Source organism: Pseudomonas sp. FSO-7 (assembly GCF_059579345.1).
Map to the genome: position 1 here is coordinate 1,093,187 of NZ_CM184193.1, position 19,757 is coordinate 1,112,943.

The following is a 19,757-nucleotide window of genomic DNA, read 5'->3' on the forward strand; positions in this document are numbered from 1 at the left end:
AACGAGAGAAAGCGTCATAGGCCATGTTGATGCGAAAGACCGGAAGTCAGATGCCTGCCAAACGCGGGGCGGATGGGAGGGACGCGAGCGGTGAAGCCGTGAGTGCCTCCATCAGCGACGAGGTCAATTGCCCGCAAGATGAATCCTACAACGCAGGGCAAGGGCTGCTGGAACGGGCCTTTGCGAGAGCGAACCTGAAACGGGCTTGGAGACGAGTCAGGGCCAACAAAGGAGCTGCTGGAGTCGACGGTTTGGACATTGAACAGACCGCCAAACTTTTGCAGTCCCGATGGCCTGTGATCTGCGAACAGCTTCTTTCAGGCGTCTACCGGCCCAGTCCGGTACGGCGCGTGGTCATTCCCAAGCCTGACGGCGGTGAACGCGAGTTAGGCATTCCAACGGTCACCGACCGGTTGATTCAACAAGCGCTGCTGCAAGTCCTGCAACCACTGCTCGATCCAACCTTCAGTGAACACAGCTACGGCTTTCGTCCGGGGCGCAGTGCGCAGGACGCCATCCTGGCGGCTCAGCGCCATGTGTCTGCGGGGCTCAAGGTGGTAGTGGATGTTGATCTGGAGAAGTTCTTCGACCGGGTCGACCACGACATCTTGATGGATCGCTTACGCAAACGGATAGCAGATCAGGCGGTCATTCGCCTGATCCGTGCGTATCTGGATGCGGGAACGCTGATCAATGGCGTGGTCGAGAAAAGCCGCCTGGGGACGCCGCAAGGCGGCCCGCTGTCGCCGTTGCTGGCGAACGTGCTGCTGGACGAAGTGGATCGAGAGCTTGAACGCCGAGGTCATAGTTTTGTGCGCTATGCCGATGATGCGAATGTGTACGTTCGCAGTCAGAAGGCCGGGCAGCGAGTGATGTCCTTGCTCAAGTGTCTGTATGAAAAGCTGCACTTGAGCGTCAACGAGAGCAAGAGTGCGGTGACGAGTGCGTTTGGTTGCAAGTTTCTGGGATACGCCTTCTGGGCCTCTCAGGGCGAAGCCAAGCGAGCCGTCTCATTTAAAGCGCAAAAGCAGTTCAAGCAGCGAATACGCTGGCACACCCGACGCTCATGTGGCCGTAGTTTGCAGCAGATCGTCGATGATCTGCGCCCTTACATTCTGGGTTGGAAAGCTTATTTCGGACTGTCGCAAACCCCAGCCGTCTGGCGCGAGCTGGACGAATGGATACGGCACCGATTACGAGCAATCCAGCTCAAGCAATGGAAGCGCGGAACGACGACCTACCGGGCGTTGCGGGCACTGGGGGCGAGTGTGGAAGTCGCGAGGAAGATCGCGGGGAATGCTCGCCGTTGGTGGAGCAACAGCCGGTATGAGCTGAACCGTGTGCTGAGTATCGCCTGGTTCGACAGCTTGGGTTTACCGCGTCTCTCCTGACCTCAATCTCTCGAACCGCCCGGTGCGGACCCGCATGCCGGGTGGTGTGGCAGGGGAACGGCCTATGAAGGCCGTCCCCTATGCCGATCTTGATCAGTCAACACAAAACCTGTGGCGAGGGAGCTTGCTCCCGCTTGAGTGCGAAGCGCTCATCGCTTTTTTGTGGCGGCTTCGCCACCCAGCGGGAGCAAGCCCCCTCGCCACAAGAGCGGTGGCTGCCTGAATTTTTCAAGTCAATCGGCTTGTAGTCTTTTTGTAGCCATTTGTAGCACTCCCTTCAATACCTCCTCGTTTACCGCTAGTCTGCGGACATCTGCAACGCCGCCACCCGCATTCCAACAAGAGCCGGCCATGACTGATTTGTCTTCACTTCCGGATTCTGCCCGCGCAGCCATCGCGGTACAGGACGGGCGTTTCTACCGCCCGCCCTTGCCCGACGGCCATGTCGCGCGGCCGCGGTTGTGCGAGCGTTTGAGCGCGGGGCTCGGGGGGCGGTTGCTGTTGGTCAGCGCACCGGCGGGGTTCGGTAAAAGCTCCCTGGCGGTGGAGTTCTGCCAGGGCCTGCCGGCCCATTGGCAAAGCCTCTGGCTGGGGCTCAATGCCCGGGACAACGATCCGGGGCGTTTCCTGGAACGCTTGCTCGAAGGGCTCCAGGCCTTTTACCCGCAGCTGGGTGGCCGGGCACTGGGGCTGCTGAAAATGCGCCAGCGCCATCAACCCTTTGCCTTCGAAGAATGGCTCGATGGCCTGCTGGACGAATTGTCCGCGCACTTATCGCCCCGTAATCCCTTGTTGCTGGTCCTCGACGATTACCACCTGGCCCAGAGCCCGGTGCTGGATCGCTGCCTGCAATTTTTCCTCAATCACCTGCCCGACGGTTTGCTGGTCCTCGTCACCAGTCGTCAACGCCCGGACTGGCACCTGGCGCGCCTGCGCTTGTCGCGGCAATTGCTCGAACTCAATGAGCAAGACCTGCGCCTGACCCATGACGAAGCCTTGACCCTGCTCCAGCATCACAGCAGCTCGTTGCGCGGCGAGGCGCTGGAAAACCTCATCCAGCGCAGTGAGGGCTGGGTGGCGGGGCTGCGGTTCTGGTTGCTGGCCGCCTCCGAAGCTGGCACCGAAGGCCTGCTGCCCCAGGCCTTGCACGGTGGGGAGGGTCTGATCCGCGATTACCTGCTCGAAGAAGTCATCGATTGCCTACCCGCCGAGGTGCAGGCGTTCCTCTACGACACGGCCCCTCAGGAGCGCTTTTGCAGCGCGCTGTGCGATGCCGTACGCGAAGCCCATGACAGCGCCGAAATCCTGCGTTACCTGGCGTCCCACCAGGTATTCCTGGTGCCGTTGGACGAGCACGGCCATTGGTACCGTTACCACCACTTGTTTTCCGATCTGTTGCGCAGTCGCCCCAGCGCGCCGGCCATGGTCCCGGTCGCGACCCTGCACCTGCGGGCCTGTCGCTGGTTCAATGCCCAGGGCCTGATCGATGAAGCCGTGGAACAAGCGCTGCGGGCCGGGCACCTGGACGTGGCGGCGAACCTGGTGCAGAACCTTTCGGAGGAACAACTGCTGGCCGAGCAGAACGTCGGCATGTTGCTGCGCTGGAAAATGGATTTGCCCGACAGCCTGCTCATCAGCACGCCGCGGCTGATCGTGCTCTACAGCTGGGCATTGGGCCTGGCCTGCCAACTGGACGCCGCCGAAGAGCTGGCCGCGCATTTGAGTCGTTTCCTGCCGGCCCCCTCGGCCACCGCGCAAAAATCCATGCTCGCCCAATGGCTGGCCCTGAGCGGCATCGTCGCCCGTGGTCGCGGGGATCGCGAGGCCACCGTGCGTTATTGCAGCGAAGCCCTGGAGAGCCTGCCGCAAAAACGCTATGGCCAGCGGTTGATGTGCCTGTCCACGTTGTCGAACCTGGCCATTGCCGATGGCGACCTGTGGCGGGCCCGGAACCTGAACCGCGATTCCCTGGAGCTGGCGCAGCGGGTCGGCAACCCCTTGTTCGAGGCCCTGGCCCACTACGATCGTGCCCGGGTCTTGCAGGCGCGGGGGGAGATCCTGCGAGCGTTGGACGAAGTGCACCAGGGCCTGCAACGTTTGCACAAGCTACCGCCCCAACGGCTGTATGCGGTGCGGGCGCGGTTGATCATGTACGAGGGGTTCCTGCTGACCTTGCGCATGCAGCCCCAGGTCGGCCTGGCGCGGTTGCAGGCAGGCCTCACCGAAGCCCGCGCCTGCCGTGACATCAGCGTGCTGATCGGTCATTGCGTGATCGCGCGGATCGAAGGCTACAACGGCGAATTCGCCCGGGCCTTTGCCGAACTGGCTGAAGCCGAACGCCTGATGCACATCTGGGACGTTCCGCCGATCTATTACCTGGCGATGATTACCCTGGTCAAATGCGAACTCTGGCTGGCCCAGGGCCGCACCGACCTGGCCGAAGCCTGGCTGGCCCGCTTGGGCCAGACCTACACGGGGGAGCGGGCCGCCGCGCCACCGGAGTTCCACCCGCAACTGCCGCTGCATGTCGAACTGCAGCAGGCGGTGCTGGAGTCCATCCGGGGGCAACCGATGCTCGCGGAGGGGCGGCTCGATGCCCTGCTTGAACACGGCCAGCAAACCGGCCGGCAAATGCTCAGCGTGATGGCGCTCAACCAGAAGGTCGCCTTGCTGCTGAGCGTCGGCCGCGAACCTGAGGCCCGTCGTACCCTGGCCCAGGCTTTCGAAGCCGCCAGCGGCGGGGTGTTGCAGCCCTTCGAGTGGTTGTTCGGCAAGCACCGTGAATGGCTGCGCGAACAACTGCTGCACGCGCCGCCCAGTACCTTGCGCGACCACTTGCTCGAACGCCTGCCCTCGACCATGGCCCAGCCTGCCGAACCCGCGGCACCTGTCGAAACCCTCAGCAGTCGCGAACGGGCGGTATTGCAGTTGATTGCCCAAGGCTGTTCGAACCAGGAAATCAGCGAGCAATTGTTCATTTCACTGCACACCGTCAAGACCCACGCCAGTCACATCAACAGTAAACTTGGCGTCGAGCGCCGCACCCAGGCGGTGGCGCGGGCGAAGGCGTTGGGGTTGTTGGGCTGACGGGGCCGGTGAGAACCCTGTGGCGCGGGAGCTTGCTCCCGCTGGGCTGCGAAGCAGCCCCACTGATAATCTGACGCACTGCGGTGCCAAGTTCAGGGTCGCTTCGCAACCCAGCGGGAGCAAGCTCCCTCGCCACAAAGGCTTTGATAAGGAATCCCCCGATGTTGCCCCTCTACAAAACCATCCCATCCCCCGTCGGCCAACTGATCCTCGTCGCCCGGGAGACAAGACTGGCGGCCATCCTGTGGGAAAACGAGCGGCTCAACCGGGTGCGCCTGGGGCCTTTGGAAGAAGACACCCAGCATCCGGTCCTCAAGGAAACCGAACGTCAGTTGCTGGAATACTTCGCCGGTCAGCGCCGTCGTTTCGAACTGGCGCTGGACTTCGCCGGCACGGATTTCCAGATCCGGGTCTGGCACGCACTGCTGACCATTCCCTTCGGTGAAACCCGCAGCTACCGCGACATCGCCGTCCAGATCGGCCAACCCACGGCGGTCCGGGCGGTCGGCGCCGCCAATGGTCGCAACCCCATCTCGATCATCGCCCCGTGCCACCGCGTCATCGGCAGCTCCGGCAGCCTCACCGGTTTCGCTGGCGGCCTGGCGGCCAAACAATTGCTGCTCAGCCTCGAAGGCCAGCAGAGTCTGCAATTGGCGTTCTGAACCGATTTCACACCTCTATCCTTTGTGGGAGCGGGGGTGGATGCAAAATTGACAGTCATACCAAAACAATTGTGGGAGCGAGCTTGCTCGCGATAGTGCCGTGTCAGCTTGCCTAAGTGTTGGGTGTGTGCCGTCGTCATCGCGAGCAGGCTCGCTCCCACATTGGTCACAGATTTCAGGCAGAGGGTGGTTTGGGAGGCCGCATGCGTGTCGGTGGCTGGCCGTTGGCGTTGTGCTGGATGATCTGCGCGGGCTGACCCTGTTCATTGAAGAACACCTGGCCAATGCCGGCGCTGTTCCACAACCGTTCGCCCGCTTCGGCGTGTCCCGGGGTGTGGGGGACGATGCGCATGCTGCGGCGCTTGGTGAACCAGTTCAGGGGTGAGCGCGGAGAGTAGAGCCAGCGGTTCAGGCGGTCGAACCATTCCAGCAACGCCGGCGGGAATTCATTCTTGATGCCGCTGCTGGTGATCTGCCAGATGCGCGGACCGCCCTTGCGGTGTGGGATCAGCACCTCGTAGACGAAGGAATAATGCACGTCCCCTGACAGCACCACGTAATTACCGGGTGTGCGTGAGTGGCGGAAAATGTTCAGGATCACCTGGGCCGCGCCGCGGTGGGCCATCCAGTTTTCCGCGTCCACCAGCAGCGGATAACCGCACCAACTGAACACCCGCTGCACGGTCTCGATCAGCTTCACGCCGAAGATCGGCGCCGGTGAGACGATGATGGCCGAGGGATGGTCCAACAACTCCTGCTGCAACTCGCTCAGGGCTTCCCAATCCAGCAGGCCGGAAGGCTGCTTGAGGTTGTTCTCGCTGCGCCAGCGGCGAGTGCGGGTGTCGAGCACCACCAGGGCCGGGGTGCTCGGCAGCACGTAATGCCATTGCTGGAAACCCAGCAGGGTGTCGATCAGTTGGTCCTGTGGCTCGCTGTCGAGGTAGCGGTCTCGGGCGGTCTCGCTCAGGGCCAAGGTTTGCGGGAGCACGTCCGCGAAGGCATCGGGGTTGTTGCCCCAGCCCTGGCAGAGCATGTAGGCGATCAAGGCGTTGCCGATGATGCGCTTGGAGAACGGATGGCCGTAGGCCGTTTCCTCCCACTGGGCGGACAGGTTCCAGTCATCGGTAATGTCGTGGTCATCGAAAATCATCAGGCACGACAAGTGCGCAAATACCCGCGCCACACCGCCCAGCCCGGTCTTGAACGCATCGATGCGTTGCTGTTCCAGGTCGTAGCGCTGGCGCCGCTCGACGGTCAGCTCGGGCGGCTGCACAGCGATCAGTGTCCAGGGCACTGGCGACCACACCAGCAGGTACATCGCCATGACCTCGGCGAAGGTCACCAGGTGATTGTCGGCGCTGCTGCTGGTGAAGATCGGTTTACGTGCGCCGCCGAAAAAACGTTCGCGCAGGGTTTCGTTGCTCTCGAGGGCCGGTAGCAAATCGGCGCGGTGGTAGTAACTGGCCGGATGTTGGTAGAGCCTGGCGCTGTCTTCCACCACGGCGCCGTCCAGGCATTCCTCGAACAGCCCCAAGCGTTCGATCAGCCCATGAATCGCCCGCAGCATGGGCCCGGCGACATCGTCGGCATAGACCTGGTCGCCACTCATCATCAACAGTGCCGGGCGTTGCGCCGGATCTTGTGCGAGCAGACGGTCGACGCAGAGCAGGCCGTCGTTGGCCGGGTAGTGGGGTTTTCGGCAGGAACCGTGGACCAATTGCTCGATGCGCGAATGCAGCATGAAGTTCGGGCACTGTGCGCCGTCATACAACAGGTGCGGTGCCCACTCGGCGATGGGCGCGCCGTCCACCAGCAGGTCGTAGTCAATCGCCACGTCCTGGGGCAGGGGCGCGTCGAGTGTCACATCGATCAAGTGCACAAACGCCCGCTGCCCCACCGGCACCACGGTGCAGCGCGATGCGTCGAGTGCCAGGTCGCCGACACCGTCAATGCGCAGCGTCAACGCCAACGCTCGCGAGCCCACCAGCCACATCACCAGGCGCGCAGGCTCCAGCCGCCGTAACAACGGGCCGACCAGGACGGGGGGCAGGGTAGAGGTGAGGTCTGGGGTGGACGACAGCATTCGGGAGAAAAGCTCTGTTCAGGGAGAGGCGGGGATCATAGCGCAATGTGCCGGGTTGCTGGGGATGGTAGCTTGACCGCTTTTGTGGCGAGGGAGCTTGCTCCCGCTGGGGCGCGAAGCGCCCCCCAAAACCTGACATCGCGATGTGTCAGCCAAATATTTGGGGGGCTGCTTCGCACCCCAGCGGGAGCTTGCGGGGCATTGTTACGTCATTGGGTCGTGTTGGAAGCCTGCGCCGCCTCGATCAAATCCGCCCCGATGTCCTTTTCGAACTTGGCCCACACCGGTCTCATCTTGTCACGCCACGCGCTGCGTTCTTGCGGCGTGAGGGCAATGATCTCGGTGGTCTTGGCGTCCAGCACGTGCTGCTTGTCCAGCTGGTTGAATCGTTCCGCTTCCCGGTTGGCATGGGCGGTGGACTCGACCACGATCTTGTCCAGTTCGCTGCGGATATCCGGCGGCAGGCCGTTCCAGAAGTCCGACGTGGTGATCAACATGTAGTCGAGTATGCCGTGGTTGGACTCGGTGACGTATTTCTGCACCTCATTGAGCTTCTGGTTGTAGAAGTTCGAATAGGTGTTTTCCGTGCCGTGGACCAGGCCGGTGCGCAGCCCCTGGTACACCACCGAGAAAATCATCGGTTTGGCTTTGGCATCCACCGCCTTGAACTGCTCCTCCAGTACCGCAGAGGTCTGTATCCGGAACGTCAGGCCACGGGCATCCTCAGGGGTGCGCAATGGCCTGTCGGCCGACAGCTGTTTCATGCCGTTGTGCCAATAGGCCAGGCCGGTGACGTTCTTGCTTTCCATGGACTTGAGCAGCTTCTGGCCCTCGGGGCTTTGCTGAAAACGGTCCACTGCGGCGATGTCGTCGAATAGAAAGGGTAAATCGAACAGCTGCACGGTCTTGGTGTACTGATCGAACTTGGCCAGTGATCGCGCAATGATCTGCACCTCCCCCAGGAGCAGCGCCTCCATCTCCTTGTCATCGCCGTACAGCGTGGAGTTGGGGTATACCTCGACCTTCACTTTGCCCGGCAACCGCTCCTCCGCGAGCTTCTTGAACATCAACGCGCCCTGGCCCTTGGGCGTTTGTTCGCCTACCACGTGGGAGAACTTGATGACGATCGGCTCAGCCGCCATGACCATGCCCCACGCGCCGAAAGCCAGGGTGCAGGCGAGTGCTTTGCATACAGGTTTTAGCATTGCAAGGTGTCCCTTTTAGTGTTCGAGGGCACAGGGCCGACAGGTCGGCCCCATACCTCTGTGACGGGCAAGTTGTCCTGCGCCCGCCACGGTGTGTGTTTGTAGGGTTTAACTCATCCCCAACCAGTTAGGCAGCACCAGCGAAATCCATGGCACATAGGTAATCAGCACCAGGAACGCCAACAGGATCATCAACCACGGCATCGCCGCACGAATCGTGGCGGGCAGGGACATGCCGGTCACCGCCGAGGTGACGAACAGGTTCAGCCCCACCGGTGGCGTGATCAGGCCAATCTCCAGGTTGACCACCATGATGATGCCCAAGTGAATCGGGTCGATGCCCAGCTTCATGGCGATGGGGAACAGGATCGGTGCCAGGATCAGGATGATCGCCGAAGGCTCCATGAACGCGCCGGCAATCAGCAGCACGATGTTCACCACCAGCAGGAAGGTCACCGGCGTCAACCCGGCATCGATCACCCATGCGGTGATTTGCTGCGGCAGTTGTTCGGTGGTCAGCACATGGGCGAAGAGCATGGCGTTGGCGATGATGAACATCAGCATGATGCTCAGCTTGGCCGACTCCAGCAGCACCTTGGGCGTTTCACGGAACGTGAGGTCCTTGTAGACGAACAAGGCAATGAACGCCGAATACACCGCTGCCACCGCGGCCGCTTCGGTGGGGGTGAACATCCCGGAATAAATCCCGCCGAGGATGATGAACATCAGCAACAGGCCCCAGATCGCCTGGCGTGCCGTGCTCAACCATTCCCGCAGCGTCGCCCGTGGCATTGCCGGCAGGTTTTTCTTCACGGCGACGATGTAGATCGCCACCATCAGGAAAAAACCCAACAGCAAACCGGGAATCACACCGGCCATGAACAACTTGCCCACCGAGGTTTCGGTCGCCGCGGCATACACCACCATCACGATCGAGGGCGGAATCAGGATGCCCAGGGTCCCGGCGTTGCAGACGATGCCGGCGCCAAACGCCTGTGGATAACCCGAACGCACCATCCCGGCAATGGCAATGGAGCCGACCGCCGCCACTGTCGCGGGACTTGAACCCGACAACGCCGCAAACAGCATACAGGCCAGCACCGCCGCAATCGCCAGGCCGCCACGGATATGCCCGACGCAGGCATTGGCAAAATCGATCAACCGTCGCGCCACGCCGCCCGTGGTCATGAACGCACCGGCCAGCAGGAAGAACGGAATCGCCAGCAGCGTGTAGTGCTCGGAGGTTTCGAACAGCTTGATCGCCAGGGAACGGACCGAATCGGGACTGAAGAAAATGATGGTCAGTGATCCAGCCAGCCCCAACGAAATGGCAATGGGCACGCCGATGAACATCAGTACGAACAGTGCGATGAACAGGAAGGCAATGGTCATGGCTTGTCTTCCTCGTGTTCGGTCAATTTGATGGCTTCGGCCGCTTCATCGGCCAGGCCCAGGCCGGTCTGGCGATTCATCAGGATGCGCACGAGAATTTCCGCGAAACGAATGAACACCAGTGCGAACCCCACCGGCACGATCAGCCCGATATGCCATTGCATGATGCCGAAATGGCCAAGGTCCTCGGCGCCGATCTCGGCAATCATCAAGGTGTTGATCCATTCGAAACTCGCCACCGCCAGCAGCCCGGCGTAGGCGAGGCAGCACAGGCAGGCGATGACACCGATCAAGCGCTGCACCGGTTTGCTCGCCAGCTTCACCAGCGCATCGACGCCGATATGCCCGGCCGTGCGCACGCCGTACGACAGGCCAAAGAAAATCAGCCAGCCAAACAGCGCCTTGGTCAGCGAACTACTCCAGGTCATTGCCTGGGCCATGCCCATGATGTTGTCGCCGATGGCGAACATCGGCTCGCTGGCGGCGGGCCAATGGTCGCCGAGGCTGTAGAAAACCGCGTAGAGGTTGTTGAGTACCACGTAGACGAACGTGACGAGCGTCATGGCGGCCAGGAGAAAGGCAATGAAACCTTCCTCGAAGTGTTCCCAGATGCGCCGGAGGGCGTTCATGGATGACATCTCCTGTAGGGGGGACGACAGGCTGATGCCGCCAGGGTGACGGCATCGGCCAACCAATCACTGGGCCTTGTTGGAGGCTTCGGCGGCTTTGATCAGGTCAGCGCCGATATCGCCCTCGAACTTCTTCCACACCGGTTTCATCTTGTCGCGCCACTCGCCGCGTTCTTCTGGCGTCAGGGTGATGATCTCGGTGGTCTTGGCGTCGAGGATGCGTTGTTTGTCGTGCTCGTTGAGTTGCGCCGCCTCTTTGTTCACATGGGCCGTGACGTCCACCAGGATCTTGTCCAGTTCCGTGCGGATGTCCGGCGGCAGGCCATTCCAGAACTTGGTATTGGTAATCAGCATGTAGTCGAGCAAACCGTGGTTGGACTCGGTGATGTACTTTTGCACTTCATGCATTTTCTGGCTGTAGATGTTCGAGTAGGGGTTTTCCGCACCGTTGACCACACCGGTCTGCAAGCCTTGGTACACCTCGGCGAAACTCATCTTGCGCGGGTTGGCGTTCACCGCCTTGAATTGCTCTTCCAGCACCGCCGATGCCTGTACCCGGAACTTCAGGCCCCGGGCATCCTTGGGTTCACGCAACGGCTTGTTTGCCGACAACTGCTTCATACCGTTGTGCCAATAGGCCAGGCCGGTAATGTTCTTGCTTTCCATGGACTTGAGCAGTTTCTGGCCCTCAGGGCTCAACTGGAAGCGATCCACAGCGGAAATGTCATCGAACAGAAACGGCAAGTCGAACAACTGCACCGTCTTGGTGTACTGCTCGAACTTGGCCAGCGATGGCGCAATCATCTGCACGTCGCCCAACAACAAGGCTTCCATCTCCTTGCCGTCGCCGAACAACGAAGAGTTGGGGTAGACCTCGACCTTCACCTTGCCGGGCAGCCGTTCTTCCACCAACTTCTTGAACAGCAGTGCGCCTTGGCCTTTTGGTGTTTGTTCGGCGACCACATGGGAGAACTTGATGACCACCGGATCTGCCGCCATGGCCGTGCTCATCGCACCGAGGGCCAATGTGCAAGCGAGCGCCTTCCAGAGAGGTTTGAACATTAGGGGCTTTCCTCTTGTTTTTAGTATTTTCGTGCGGGCTCATTCAAAACACAGCGCACGGCGGAACAATGATGAGTCTAGGCAGAAAAACAACTTGCGGGGGACGGTTAACGGGAAAAACCGTCCTTTGGCTGTACGTCTCGACAGGTTGCCTCGAACCTTCCTTGCGTCGGGCTGAAACATCACAAACGGGTCATTTCGAAAGGTTTCAGTCGATACCCGTGCCTGGGGCAGGAATCCATAAAGGGGCGGTGATAGCTACTGGCTTTCAATCTCACGCCAGCGCTTATCGAATCCAGGGGGCGAGTGGGTCTGCTAGGCTATTCGTCCAGGATAAAAAACTCATGGAGAGGGCAGAATGTTTACATTCGACACGTTGTGGAACAGCCATCCGCAGATATTTGGTGATGCCGCGCCTTGCAGAACCAATGGCGCCAAGAACTTCAGTGACCAATGCGCGATCAACCTCGGCGTGGCCCTGCGTCGCGCTGGTGCAGACATGAGTCAGCTCAAAAGCGTGCGACATTGCTGGCAACACCCCAAGAGCGACGGGCACATATTGGCCGCCGAAGAACTCGCCAAGGCCTTGAGCCGCGCCAAGATTCCTGGCTTGCAAGCCAGGAAAACCATTAAAAGCGAGGAATTCGAAGAGACCCTGAGCGGACAGCAGGGCGTTATTTTCTTCAAGGACTTCTGGCGTCGGGCAAACGAAACCACGGCCAACCGCAGCGGCGATCACATCGATCTGTGGAATGGCCGTCGCCTGACGGATTGGCTGAGCTACCCACGTATACAAATGGGTTTTTCGATTGAAGGCACGTTCTCGGACTTTCACGATTCCAAGGACATCTGGTTCTGGAAAGTCATATGAACGTCATCAAGGGAACCTTGTTCGTCCTCCTGATCATCGTGTTGGCGGTCGGCACATTCAATTTGGCGTTCATGGCCGTTGGCAGTTATTTCGGACCGTTCTACGAGAGCGAAGCAGACCAGAGCCGCAACTTTGCGATCTGGTTGTTTGGCAATGTCGGGGTGGTGGTTGTGGCTGCGGCGGTGGGCATTGTCTGGAGTCGACGGCGCAAACCTCGGATCTAGCCAGCCAAAGTCTGCACAAAACCTGTGACAGGGAGTTCACCCTCAGCAGCCACCGCCTCCCACAGTTTTTGATTGCGGCTGTTCACAAATTCGGCGTCCGCCAGAGATCCCCTGTGGGAGCGAGCCTGCTCGCGAAGACGGCGGCACATCCAACATCATCGCCTCAGACAGACCGCCTTCGCGAGCAGGCTCGCTCCCACAGTTTTTGATTGCGGCTGTTCACAAATTCGGCGTCTGCCAGAGATCCCCTGTGGGAGCGAGCTTGCTCGCGATGGCGGCGGCACAGTCAACATCACCGCCTCAGGCAGACTGCTTTCGCGAGCTAGCTCGCTCCCACAGTTTTTACTCTTCCGCTTCGATTTCCAGTCCTCCGTCATCGTGGCCCTCCCGCGGCAAGTCGTATCGTTTTTGCTTTGTGGTATGACGACATTATGAGTTTCTCTCAGGAAAAATAATCTCTTTTCTCTAGCTAACCCCAGGGCCTCCCAATTTTTATTGATTTTGTGGGTTGACAGCCCACGCGAAACGTCAGAATAATCCGACACGTTGTATGACGACATACAAATAAACAATAACAACAGGGTGCTCCCTTCTATGAGAATCACAGGCGTTCACGTCGAAGTCTTTTCCACACCTTCGCGCCGTGCCCAGGACAGCGCCGGTCACGCCCACCCGGGCGATGAGGTCATGATCAAGATGGCCTTGCTGCGAATCGGCTGCGACGATGGCTCCGAGGGTTATGCCTTTGGCCCGCCTGAGTTGATTCGTCCGCACATCATCGAATCCTTCGTGCGCAAAGTGCTGATCGGTCGCAACCCGATGGACCGTGAAAGCATCTGGCAAGACCTGGCGCACTGGCAGCGCGGCAGCGCCGGGCAGTTCACCGACCGGGCGCTGGCGCTGGTGGAGCAAGCGTTGTGGGACCTGGCCGGGCGCACGCTCAAGTTGCCGGTGCACAAGTTGATTGGGGGTTATCGCGACAAGGTCCCGGCGTACGGCTCGACGATGTGCGGCGATGACCTGCCGGGTGGTCTGTCGACGCCGGACGAGTACGGTCAGTTCGCCGAGAAGCTGGTGCAGCGCGGCTACAAGGCCATCAAGTTGCACACCTGGATGCCGCCGATTTCCTTCGCGCCGAATCCGCACATGGACATCCAGGCCTGCGCCGCCGTGCGTGAGGCGGTGGGGCCGGACATCGCGCTGATGCTCGATGGTTATCACTGGTACAGCCGCATGGACGCGCTGACCATTGGCAAGGCGCTGCAAAAGCTGAATTTCGCCTGGTTCGAAGAACCGATGATGGAAGACTCCGCAGAGTCCTATGCCTGGCTGGCGGCCAACCTGGACATCCCGGTGCTGGGCCCGGAAAGCATCGCCGGCAAGTTCCATAGCCGCGCCAGTTGGGTGACCCAGAAGTCCTGTGACATCCTGCGCGCCGGCGTGGCCGGGGTCGGGGGGATCGGGCCGTGCCTGAAGGTGGCGCACCTGGCCGAGTCGTTCGGCATGGATTGCGAGGTCCACGGCAACGGCGCGGCGAACCTGGCGGTGGTCGGGGCCATCAGCAATTGCCGTTGGTACGAACGCGGCCTGCTGCACCCATTCCTCGACTATGAAGAGGTCCCGGCGCACCTCAACAGCATCGTCGACCCCATGGACGCCGACGGTTTTGTGCACCTGTCCGACCGGCCGGGGTTGGGCGAGGACATCAACTTCGCGTATATCGAGGCCAATACCTTGTCCCGACATTGATCCTGTTCCACGCCTGAGGCTGATGGCTGCCCGGGCGACAAGTCTTAATAAATATAAGAAAGGACTGAACCATGAATCTCTGGCCCAAGCGCCTGACCAGGCTGCTGTGTGTCACCGTGGCCCTGTGCGCAGTGCAGGTGCCCGTCAGCCTGGCCCAAGGCGAAACGCCCCCCGACCAATTGGTGGTGGGTATGAGCATGATCAACCTGCTGTCCCTGGACCCTGCCGCGGCGACGGGGCTGGAGGTCGCCGAGGTCAACGCCAACGTCTACGACATGCTCCTGGAGCAGGACGCGGCGCAGCCGGACACGCTGATTCCGGCCCTGGCGAAAACCTGGGACGTCAGCCCCGACCGCATGCGCCTGACCTTCCAGCTGCGCGACGACGTACGTTTTCACTCCGGTGCGCCACTGACCGCCCAAGACGTCGCCTGGTCGTTGCAGCGTGTGGTCACCCTCAACCGCGCCCTGGCCTCCACCTGGAAAGCCTACGGTTTCAACGCCGACAACGTCGTCAAACTGATGCGCGCCGAAGGGCCGCACACCTTTGTCATGGAGTTGCCACGCGTCACCGACCCGATGCTGGTGCTCAACACGCTGGCGACCTCTCCCAGCGCCTTCATCGTCGATCGCAGTGTCGCCTTGCAGCATCAGGTCGGTGACGATCAGGGCGCGGCGTGGCTGGCGACGCATACGGCCGGGTCCGGCGCGTTCAAGCTCGACATCTGGCGGGCCAATGACGTGATCCTGATGAGTCGCAATGACGACTATTGGCGCGGCGCGGCGAAGTTGCGCCGGGTGATCATGCGCAACATGACCGAGTCCCAGGCCCTGCGGCTGATGGTCGAGCGCGGTGACCTGGACGTCGCCCGCGGCATGGCCGCCACTGATATCAAGGCGCTGGGCAAGGTCGATGAAGTGCGCATCCAGAGCATTGCCCGGGGCACGCTGTACTACGTGGCGATGAGCATGCAGCAACCGTTGTTCCAGGACATCCGCGTGCGCCAGGCCATCCGCCTGCTGATCGACTACCAGGGCATCAACGACGTGGTCATGCCGCACTACGGCGTGATCAATCAGCGGCCCTTGCAGTTGGGTCTGCCGGCACGCCTGGACGATCCGGGCTATCGCCTTGACGTGGCCGAAGCCAAGCGCCTGTTGGCGGCGGCCGGGCATGCCGAAGGCTTCAAGGTGACCATCCGTTCGCTGACCGATCCGCCGTTCATCAACATCGCCACCAGCCTCCAGGCGACGCTGGCCCAGGCGGGTATCCAGGCGACGATCATCACCGGCACCGGCAACCAGATCTATGGGGCGATGCGCGACCGCCAGTTCGACATCCTCGTCGGTCGTGGCGGTGGCGGGGCGGAGCGTCATCCGCATTCGAGCCTGCGGGCCCTGGTGTACAACCCGGACAACCGCACCGAAGCCAAGCTGAGCAACTTCCAGGGCTGGCGCACCTCGTTCTTCAACCCGCAGCTCAATCAACTGATCGAGCAAGCCGAACGCGAGCGTGAACCCGAGCGCCAGCGGGAAATCTATGCGCAGATCCAGACCCTCTACGACCAACAGGCCGGGGCGATCATGCCGGTCTCACAGATGGTGGACGAAGTGGTAATCCACGCCGACGTGCGTAACTACATCGGCCACACCGCCGCCACCACGCGTCTTCGGGACGTCTACAAGCAGCGCTGAAATCGACGGCCACAGGGCCAAGGCAGGAATGAACATGTCGACTGCATCCTTTTCAATCTGGACCACCCGGGCCGCTTCGGCGACCCGGCGCGGCGGCTCGGTGGCGGTGACGCTGCTGGGGTTGCTGCTGCTGACCTTTTTCATCGGGCGAGTGATGCCCCTGGACCCGGTGCTGGCCATCGTCGGCCCGGACGCCGACGCCTCGGCCTACGCCCAGGTGTACAAAGAACTGGGCCTGGACAAACCGTTGTGGACCCAGTTCGCGATCTACCTCGGCGACCTGCTGCACGGTGACTTCGGCATGGCCTTGCTGACCGGCAACCCGGTCATCACCGACATCGCCCGGGTCTTCCCGGCCACCTTGGAACTGGCCACCCTCGCCATTTTGTTCGGCGTGTTGGCGGGCCTACCGTTGGGCGTCTACGCGGCGACGCATCAGGGCCGTGCCGGTGACCATGTCGCGCGGCTGATCACGCTGTTCGGTTACTCCACGCCGATTTTCTGGATCGGCATGATGGCCTTCCTGGTGTTCTACGCCTGGCTGGGTTGGGCCGGCGGCGTCGGACGCATCGGTCTGGCCTACGACGGGCTGATCCCGAAACACACAGGGTTGCTGTTGATCGACACCGCCTGGTCTGGCGAGTGGGAGGCCTTTCGCAGCGCACTGCGACACATCCTGTTGCCGGCGGTGATCCTCAGCTTCAACTCGGTCGCCTACATCAGCCGCATGACCCGCAGTTTCATGCTCGAGCAACTGTCCCAGGAGTACATCATCACCGCCCGGGTCAAGGGCTTGTCCCAGCGCCGCATCGTCTGGGGCCATGCCTTCGGCAACATCCGCGTGCAGCTGTTGACCATCGTCGCGCTGGCCTACGGCGGCCTGCTGGAAGGCGCGGTGCTGATCGAAACCGTGTTCGCCTGGCCGGGCTTCGGCCAGTACCTGACCAGCAGTTTGCTGCTCGGTGACATGAACGCGGTGATGGCTTGCGTGCTGCTGATCGGCCTCATCTTCGTGACGCTGAACCTGATCAGCGATGCGCTGTACAAGATCTTCGACCCGAGGACTCGCTAATGAACCTGCCCCTTGCTTCCAGCGCCCCTGGCAGCGCCACGTTGCCGGCGTCCAGTACGGCGGCGATGGTCGCCAGTACGCTGCGCCTGTTGCGTTTTTTGTTGCGCAACCCGATGACCTTCGCTGGCCTGATCGTCGTTGCGACCTTGATGCTGGTCGCGGTCTTCGCGCCCTGGATCGCCGGCCACGATCCGCTGCTGCAGAACCTCGCCGGAGCCTTGCAGGCACCCAGCGGCGCGCACTGGTTCGGTACTGACGAATACGGTCGCGATGTCTTCGCGCGGCTGGTGTATGGCTCGCGCATCACCCTGTACATCGTCTTGCTGGTGACGGTGATCGTCGGCCCCATCGGCCTGTTGGTCGGGACGGTGTCCGGTTACTTCGGCGGTTGGGTCGACAGCCTGTTCATGCGCATCACCGACATCTTCATCTCGTTCCCCAGCCTGGTCCTGGCGCTGGCCTTCATCGCCGCTCTCGGCCCGGGGCTCGAGCACGCGGTGATCGCCATCGCACTCACCGCCTGGCCGCCGATTGCCCGGCTCGCCCGCGCCGAAACCCTGCCGCTGCGCAACGCCGACTTCGTCGTCGCGGTGCAGCTTCAAGGCGCGTCGAGCACCCGGATCATCCTGCGCCACATCATCCCGATGTGCCTGTCGTCGGTGATCATCCGCCTGACCATGAACATGGCGAGCATCATCCTCACCGCCGCCGCCCTGGGCTTTCTCGGCCTCGGCGCCCAGGCACCGTTGCCGGAGTGGGGCGCGATGATCTCCACCGGGCGGCGCTACATGCTCGAAAGCTGGTGGCTGGTGGCGGCGCCGGGTGCGGCGATCATGCTGGTCAGCCTGGCCTTCAACCTGTTGGGCGACGGTTTGCGCGACGTCCTCGACCCCCGCAGCCAATCCTGAGGAGCAGCCCATGACTGAGATCAAACTTGTGGTACAGGACTTGTGCGTGGAATTTCGCAACGCCGGCAAAACCTCCCAGGCGGTGCGTGATGTGTCGTTCACGTTGGGGCGGGAAAAGCTCGCCATCGTCGGTGAGTCCGGCTCGGGAAAATCCACCGTTGGCCGCAGCCTTTTGCGTCTGCATCCGCCGACGGCGCGGGTCACCGCCAAGACCTTGCGCTTCGGCGATATCGACCTGTTGGCCGCCAGCGAAAAGCAGATCCAGGCGATTCGCGGTGCGCGCATGTCGATGATCATGCAAGACCCCAAATACTCGTTGAACCCGGTGGTGCGGGTCGGCGAACAAATCGCCGAGGCGTACCTGGCCCATCACAAGGTGCCCCATCGCGAAGCCCGCGAACGGGCCCTGGACATGCTTGCCAAGGTGCACATTCGCGACCCTCGGCGGGTCTACGACCTGTACCCCCACGAGGTTTCGGGCGGCATGGGCCAGCGGATCATGATCGCCATGATGGTGATCACCGATCCCCAGGTGATCATCGCCGACGAACCCACCTCGGCCCTGGACGTGTCGGTGCGCCGACAGGTGCTCAACGTGCTGGAGGAGTTGGTCAGCGAACGTGACCTGGGGCTGATCTTCATCAGCCACGACCTGAACCTGGTGCGGCATTTCTGTGACCGCGTGCTGGTGATGTACGCCGGTCGCGTGGTCGAGTCGATTGCCGCCGCCGACCTGGATCACGCCACCCATCCCTACACACAAGGCCTGTTGGCCGCATTGCCGAGCCTGGATCATCGACGCGCCACCTTGCCGGTGCTGCAGCGTGACCCACAGTGGTTGAATGCTTGAGGAGCCTGTCATGAGCATGATTGAAATCGCCGGCCTGAACCTCAGTTTCGGCACCGGCGCGGCACTGAACGCGGTATTGCACGACGTCGATTTGCGCGTCGCCGAAGGCGAGGCATTCGGCCTGGTGGGGGAGTCCGGTTCGGGCAAGACCACCGTGCTGCGCTGCCTGGCCGGGCAGTACCAGCATTGGAGCGGACAACTGCGGGTGGCCGGCCAAGTCGTCACGCGAAACCTGCCGTTGAACCACTACCGCACCGTGCAGATGGTGTTCCAGGACCCGTATGCCTCATTGCATCCGCGCTACACCATCGACGCCGCGTTGCAGGAGCCGCTGCGCATCCATGGCATCGATGGGCGCGCGCAGAAGGTCAGTGAGATCCTGCGCAAGGTCGGCTTGAACGACAGCTTTCGCTTCCGTTATCCGCACCAGTTGTCCGGTGGCCAGCGCCAGCGCGTGGCGATTGCCCGGGCGCTGATCCTGCGTCCCCGGGTGCTGTTGCTGGACGAGCCGACCTCGGCGCTGGACGTCTCGGTGCAGGCGGAAATCCTCAACCTGCTGGCCGACTTGCGTCGCCAGGAGGGGCTGACCTACCTGATGGTCACCCACGATCTGGCGGTGGTGGCGCACCTGTGTGATCGGCTGGCGGTGATGCAGCAGGGCAGGGTGGTGGAGACGCTCGACAGCCATCTGCTGGCGAGCGATGGCGCGAGCCATGCGTACACCCGTTTGCTGGTGCAAGCCAGTCGGGACATACAGCGAATACCTGTCGCTGTTTGAGGTAACTGATTCGTTGCACGTGTTTTAACCCGCAGAAGACGTTGAACCGCAGGTTTCAATGCCGCGCACGCGCTCGCCTGTGATTTGGCGTTCAACCCAA

The 19,757-nt window shown here is 61.7% G+C and carries 16 protein-coding genes; 11 read left to right on the forward strand and 5 right to left on the reverse strand.

What is annotated here, in order from left to right; all coding sequences use genetic code 11:
- Positions 1-23 precede the first annotated feature (23 nt).
- The 3 genes from ltrA to AC515T_RS04635 all read left to right on the forward strand — a co-directional run bounded on the left by ltrA (position 24) and on the right by AC515T_RS04635 (position 5,140).
- Entirely contained in the window at positions 24-1,391 is a 1,368-nt protein-coding gene (gene ltrA / locus AC515T_RS04625; protein WP_496531601.1) for a group II intron reverse transcriptase/maturase, read from the forward strand.
- A gap of 351 nt (positions 1,392-1,742) precedes the next feature.
- Entirely contained in the window at positions 1,743-4,478 is a 2,736-nt protein-coding gene (locus tag AC515T_RS04630) for a winged helix-turn-helix domain-containing protein (protein ID WP_496531602.1), read from the forward strand.
- 161 nt (positions 4,479-4,639) lie between these two features.
- Positions 4,640-5,140 carry a methylated-DNA--[protein]-cysteine S-methyltransferase gene (locus tag AC515T_RS04635; protein WP_496531603.1) on the forward strand — a complete coding sequence of 167 codons (501 nt, stop codon included), beginning with the start codon at positions 4,640-4,642 and terminating at the stop codon, positions 5,138-5,140.
- Positions 5,141-5,315: 175 nt separating this feature from the next.
- Here AC515T_RS04635 and AC515T_RS04640 read toward each other — a convergent pair whose 3' ends face one another.
- From AC515T_RS04640 to dctP, 5 genes are all read right to left on the reverse strand, one after another.
- The gene (locus tag AC515T_RS04640) at positions 5,316-7,223 is read right to left on the reverse strand and encodes an alkaline phosphatase D family protein (protein WP_496531604.1); all 1,908 of its coding nucleotides are present in this window, start codon (positions 7,221-7,223) and stop codon (positions 5,316-5,318) included.
- 209 nt (positions 7,224-7,432) lie between these two features.
- On the reverse strand, positions 7,433-8,428 hold the full coding sequence (locus AC515T_RS04645) for a TRAP transporter substrate-binding protein (RefSeq protein ID WP_496531605.1): 996 nt from the start codon (positions 8,426-8,428) through the stop codon (positions 7,433-7,435).
- 108 nt (positions 8,429-8,536) lie between these two features.
- Complete coding sequence (dctM, locus tag AC515T_RS04650) at positions 8,537-9,820, reverse strand: C4-dicarboxylate TRAP transporter large permease protein DctM (RefSeq protein WP_053118529.1); 1,284 nt, start codon at positions 9,818-9,820, stop codon at positions 8,537-8,539.
- On the reverse strand, positions 9,817-10,449 hold the full coding sequence (locus AC515T_RS04655; protein ID WP_053118531.1) for a TRAP transporter small permease: 633 nt from the start codon (positions 10,447-10,449) through the stop codon (positions 9,817-9,819). Before AC515T_RS04655 ends, dctM begins: the two co-directional genes overlap by 4 nt.
- A 66-nt stretch (positions 10,450-10,515) precedes the next feature.
- Positions 10,516-11,511: a C4-dicarboxylate TRAP substrate-binding protein DctP gene (dctP, locus tag AC515T_RS04660; RefSeq protein ID WP_053118533.1), complete on the reverse strand. Its 996-nt coding sequence runs from the start codon at positions 11,509-11,511 to the stop codon at positions 10,516-10,518.
- Between the two features lie 358 nt (positions 11,512-11,869).
- On the opposite strand from dctP, the gene AC515T_RS04665 reads away from it, so the two are divergent.
- The 8 genes from AC515T_RS04665 (at position 11,870) to AC515T_RS04700 (ending at position 19,657) form a co-directional block, all read left to right on the forward strand.
- Positions 11,870-12,382 (forward strand): type VI secretion system amidase effector protein Tae4, encoded by a 513-nt coding sequence (locus tag AC515T_RS04665; protein WP_496531606.1) that lies wholly within the window; start codon positions 11,870-11,872, stop codon positions 12,380-12,382.
- A complete protein-coding gene (locus AC515T_RS04670) occupies positions 12,379-12,606 on the forward strand; it encodes a hypothetical protein (RefSeq protein WP_053118537.1) in 228 nt (75 codons plus the stop codon). Before AC515T_RS04665 ends, AC515T_RS04670 begins: the two co-directional genes overlap by 4 nt.
- A 594-nt stretch (positions 12,607-13,200) precedes the next feature.
- Positions 13,201-14,355: a mandelate racemase family protein gene (locus tag AC515T_RS04675; protein ID WP_053118539.1), complete on the forward strand. Its 1,155-nt coding sequence runs from the start codon at positions 13,201-13,203 to the stop codon at positions 14,353-14,355.
- Between the two features lie 71 nt (positions 14,356-14,426).
- Positions 14,427-16,049: an ABC transporter substrate-binding protein gene (locus tag AC515T_RS04680; RefSeq protein WP_496531607.1), complete on the forward strand. Its 1,623-nt coding sequence runs from the start codon at positions 14,427-14,429 to the stop codon at positions 16,047-16,049.
- 34 nt (positions 16,050-16,083) lie between these two features.
- Positions 16,084-17,121, forward strand: a complete 1,038-nt coding sequence (locus AC515T_RS04685; RefSeq protein WP_018614070.1) for an ABC transporter permease — start codon at positions 16,084-16,086, stop codon at positions 17,119-17,121.
- Positions 17,121-18,029 carry an ABC transporter permease gene (locus AC515T_RS04690; RefSeq protein WP_053118543.1) on the forward strand — a complete coding sequence of 303 codons (909 nt, stop codon included), beginning with the start codon at positions 17,121-17,123 and terminating at the stop codon, positions 18,027-18,029. The genes AC515T_RS04685 and AC515T_RS04690 overlap by 1 nt, the downstream gene beginning before the upstream one ends.
- A 10-nt stretch (positions 18,030-18,039) precedes the next feature.
- A complete protein-coding gene (locus tag AC515T_RS04695) occupies positions 18,040-18,879 on the forward strand; it encodes an ABC transporter ATP-binding protein (RefSeq protein WP_496531608.1) in 840 nt (279 codons plus the stop codon).
- 10 nt (positions 18,880-18,889) lie between these two features.
- On the forward strand, positions 18,890-19,657 hold the full coding sequence (locus AC515T_RS04700; RefSeq protein ID WP_496531609.1) for an ABC transporter ATP-binding protein: 768 nt from the start codon (positions 18,890-18,892) through the stop codon (positions 19,655-19,657).
- Positions 19,658-19,757 lie beyond the last annotated feature (100 nt).

Coding starts and splice junctions, on each gene's coding strand:
- AC515T_RS04680 (WP_496531607.1), top strand. CDS start 14,427: ATGAATCTCTGGCCCAAGCGCCTGACCAGGCTGCTGTGTGTCACCGTG.
- dctM (WP_053118529.1), bottom strand. CDS start 9,820: ATGACCATTGCCTTCCTGTTCATCGCACTGTTCGTACTGATGTTCATC.
- AC515T_RS04695 (WP_496531608.1), top strand. CDS start 18,040: ATGACTGAGATCAAACTTGTGGTACAGGACTTGTGCGTGGAATTTCGC.
- AC515T_RS04645 (WP_496531605.1), bottom strand. CDS start 8,428: ATGCTAAAACCTGTATGCAAAGCACTCGCCTGCACCCTGGCTTTCGGC.
- AC515T_RS04675 (WP_053118539.1), top strand. CDS start 13,201: ATGAGAATCACAGGCGTTCACGTCGAAGTCTTTTCCACACCTTCGCGC.
- AC515T_RS04635 (WP_496531603.1), top strand. CDS start 4,640: ATGTTGCCCCTCTACAAAACCATCCCATCCCCCGTCGGCCAACTGATC.
- AC515T_RS04670 (WP_053118537.1), top strand. CDS start 12,379: ATGAACGTCATCAAGGGAACCTTGTTCGTCCTCCTGATCATCGTGTTG.
- AC515T_RS04700 (WP_496531609.1), top strand. CDS start 18,890: ATGAGCATGATTGAAATCGCCGGCCTGAACCTCAGTTTCGGCACCGGC.
- AC515T_RS04690 (WP_053118543.1), top strand. CDS start 17,121: ATGAACCTGCCCCTTGCTTCCAGCGCCCCTGGCAGCGCCACGTTGCCG.
- AC515T_RS04640 (WP_496531604.1), bottom strand. CDS start 7,223: ATGCTGTCGTCCACCCCAGACCTCACCTCTACCCTGCCCCCCGTCCTG.
- AC515T_RS04685 (WP_018614070.1), top strand. CDS start 16,084: ATGTCGACTGCATCCTTTTCAATCTGGACCACCCGGGCCGCTTCGGCG.
- AC515T_RS04665 (WP_496531606.1), top strand. CDS start 11,870: ATGTTTACATTCGACACGTTGTGGAACAGCCATCCGCAGATATTTGGT.
- dctP (WP_053118533.1), bottom strand. CDS start 11,511: ATGTTCAAACCTCTCTGGAAGGCGCTCGCTTGCACATTGGCCCTCGGT.
- ltrA (WP_496531601.1), top strand. CDS start 24: ATGTTGATGCGAAAGACCGGAAGTCAGATGCCTGCCAAACGCGGGGCG.
- AC515T_RS04655 (WP_053118531.1), bottom strand. CDS start 10,449: ATGAACGCCCTCCGGCGCATCTGGGAACACTTCGAGGAAGGTTTCATT.
- AC515T_RS04630 (WP_496531602.1), top strand. CDS start 1,743: ATGACTGATTTGTCTTCACTTCCGGATTCTGCCCGCGCAGCCATCGCG.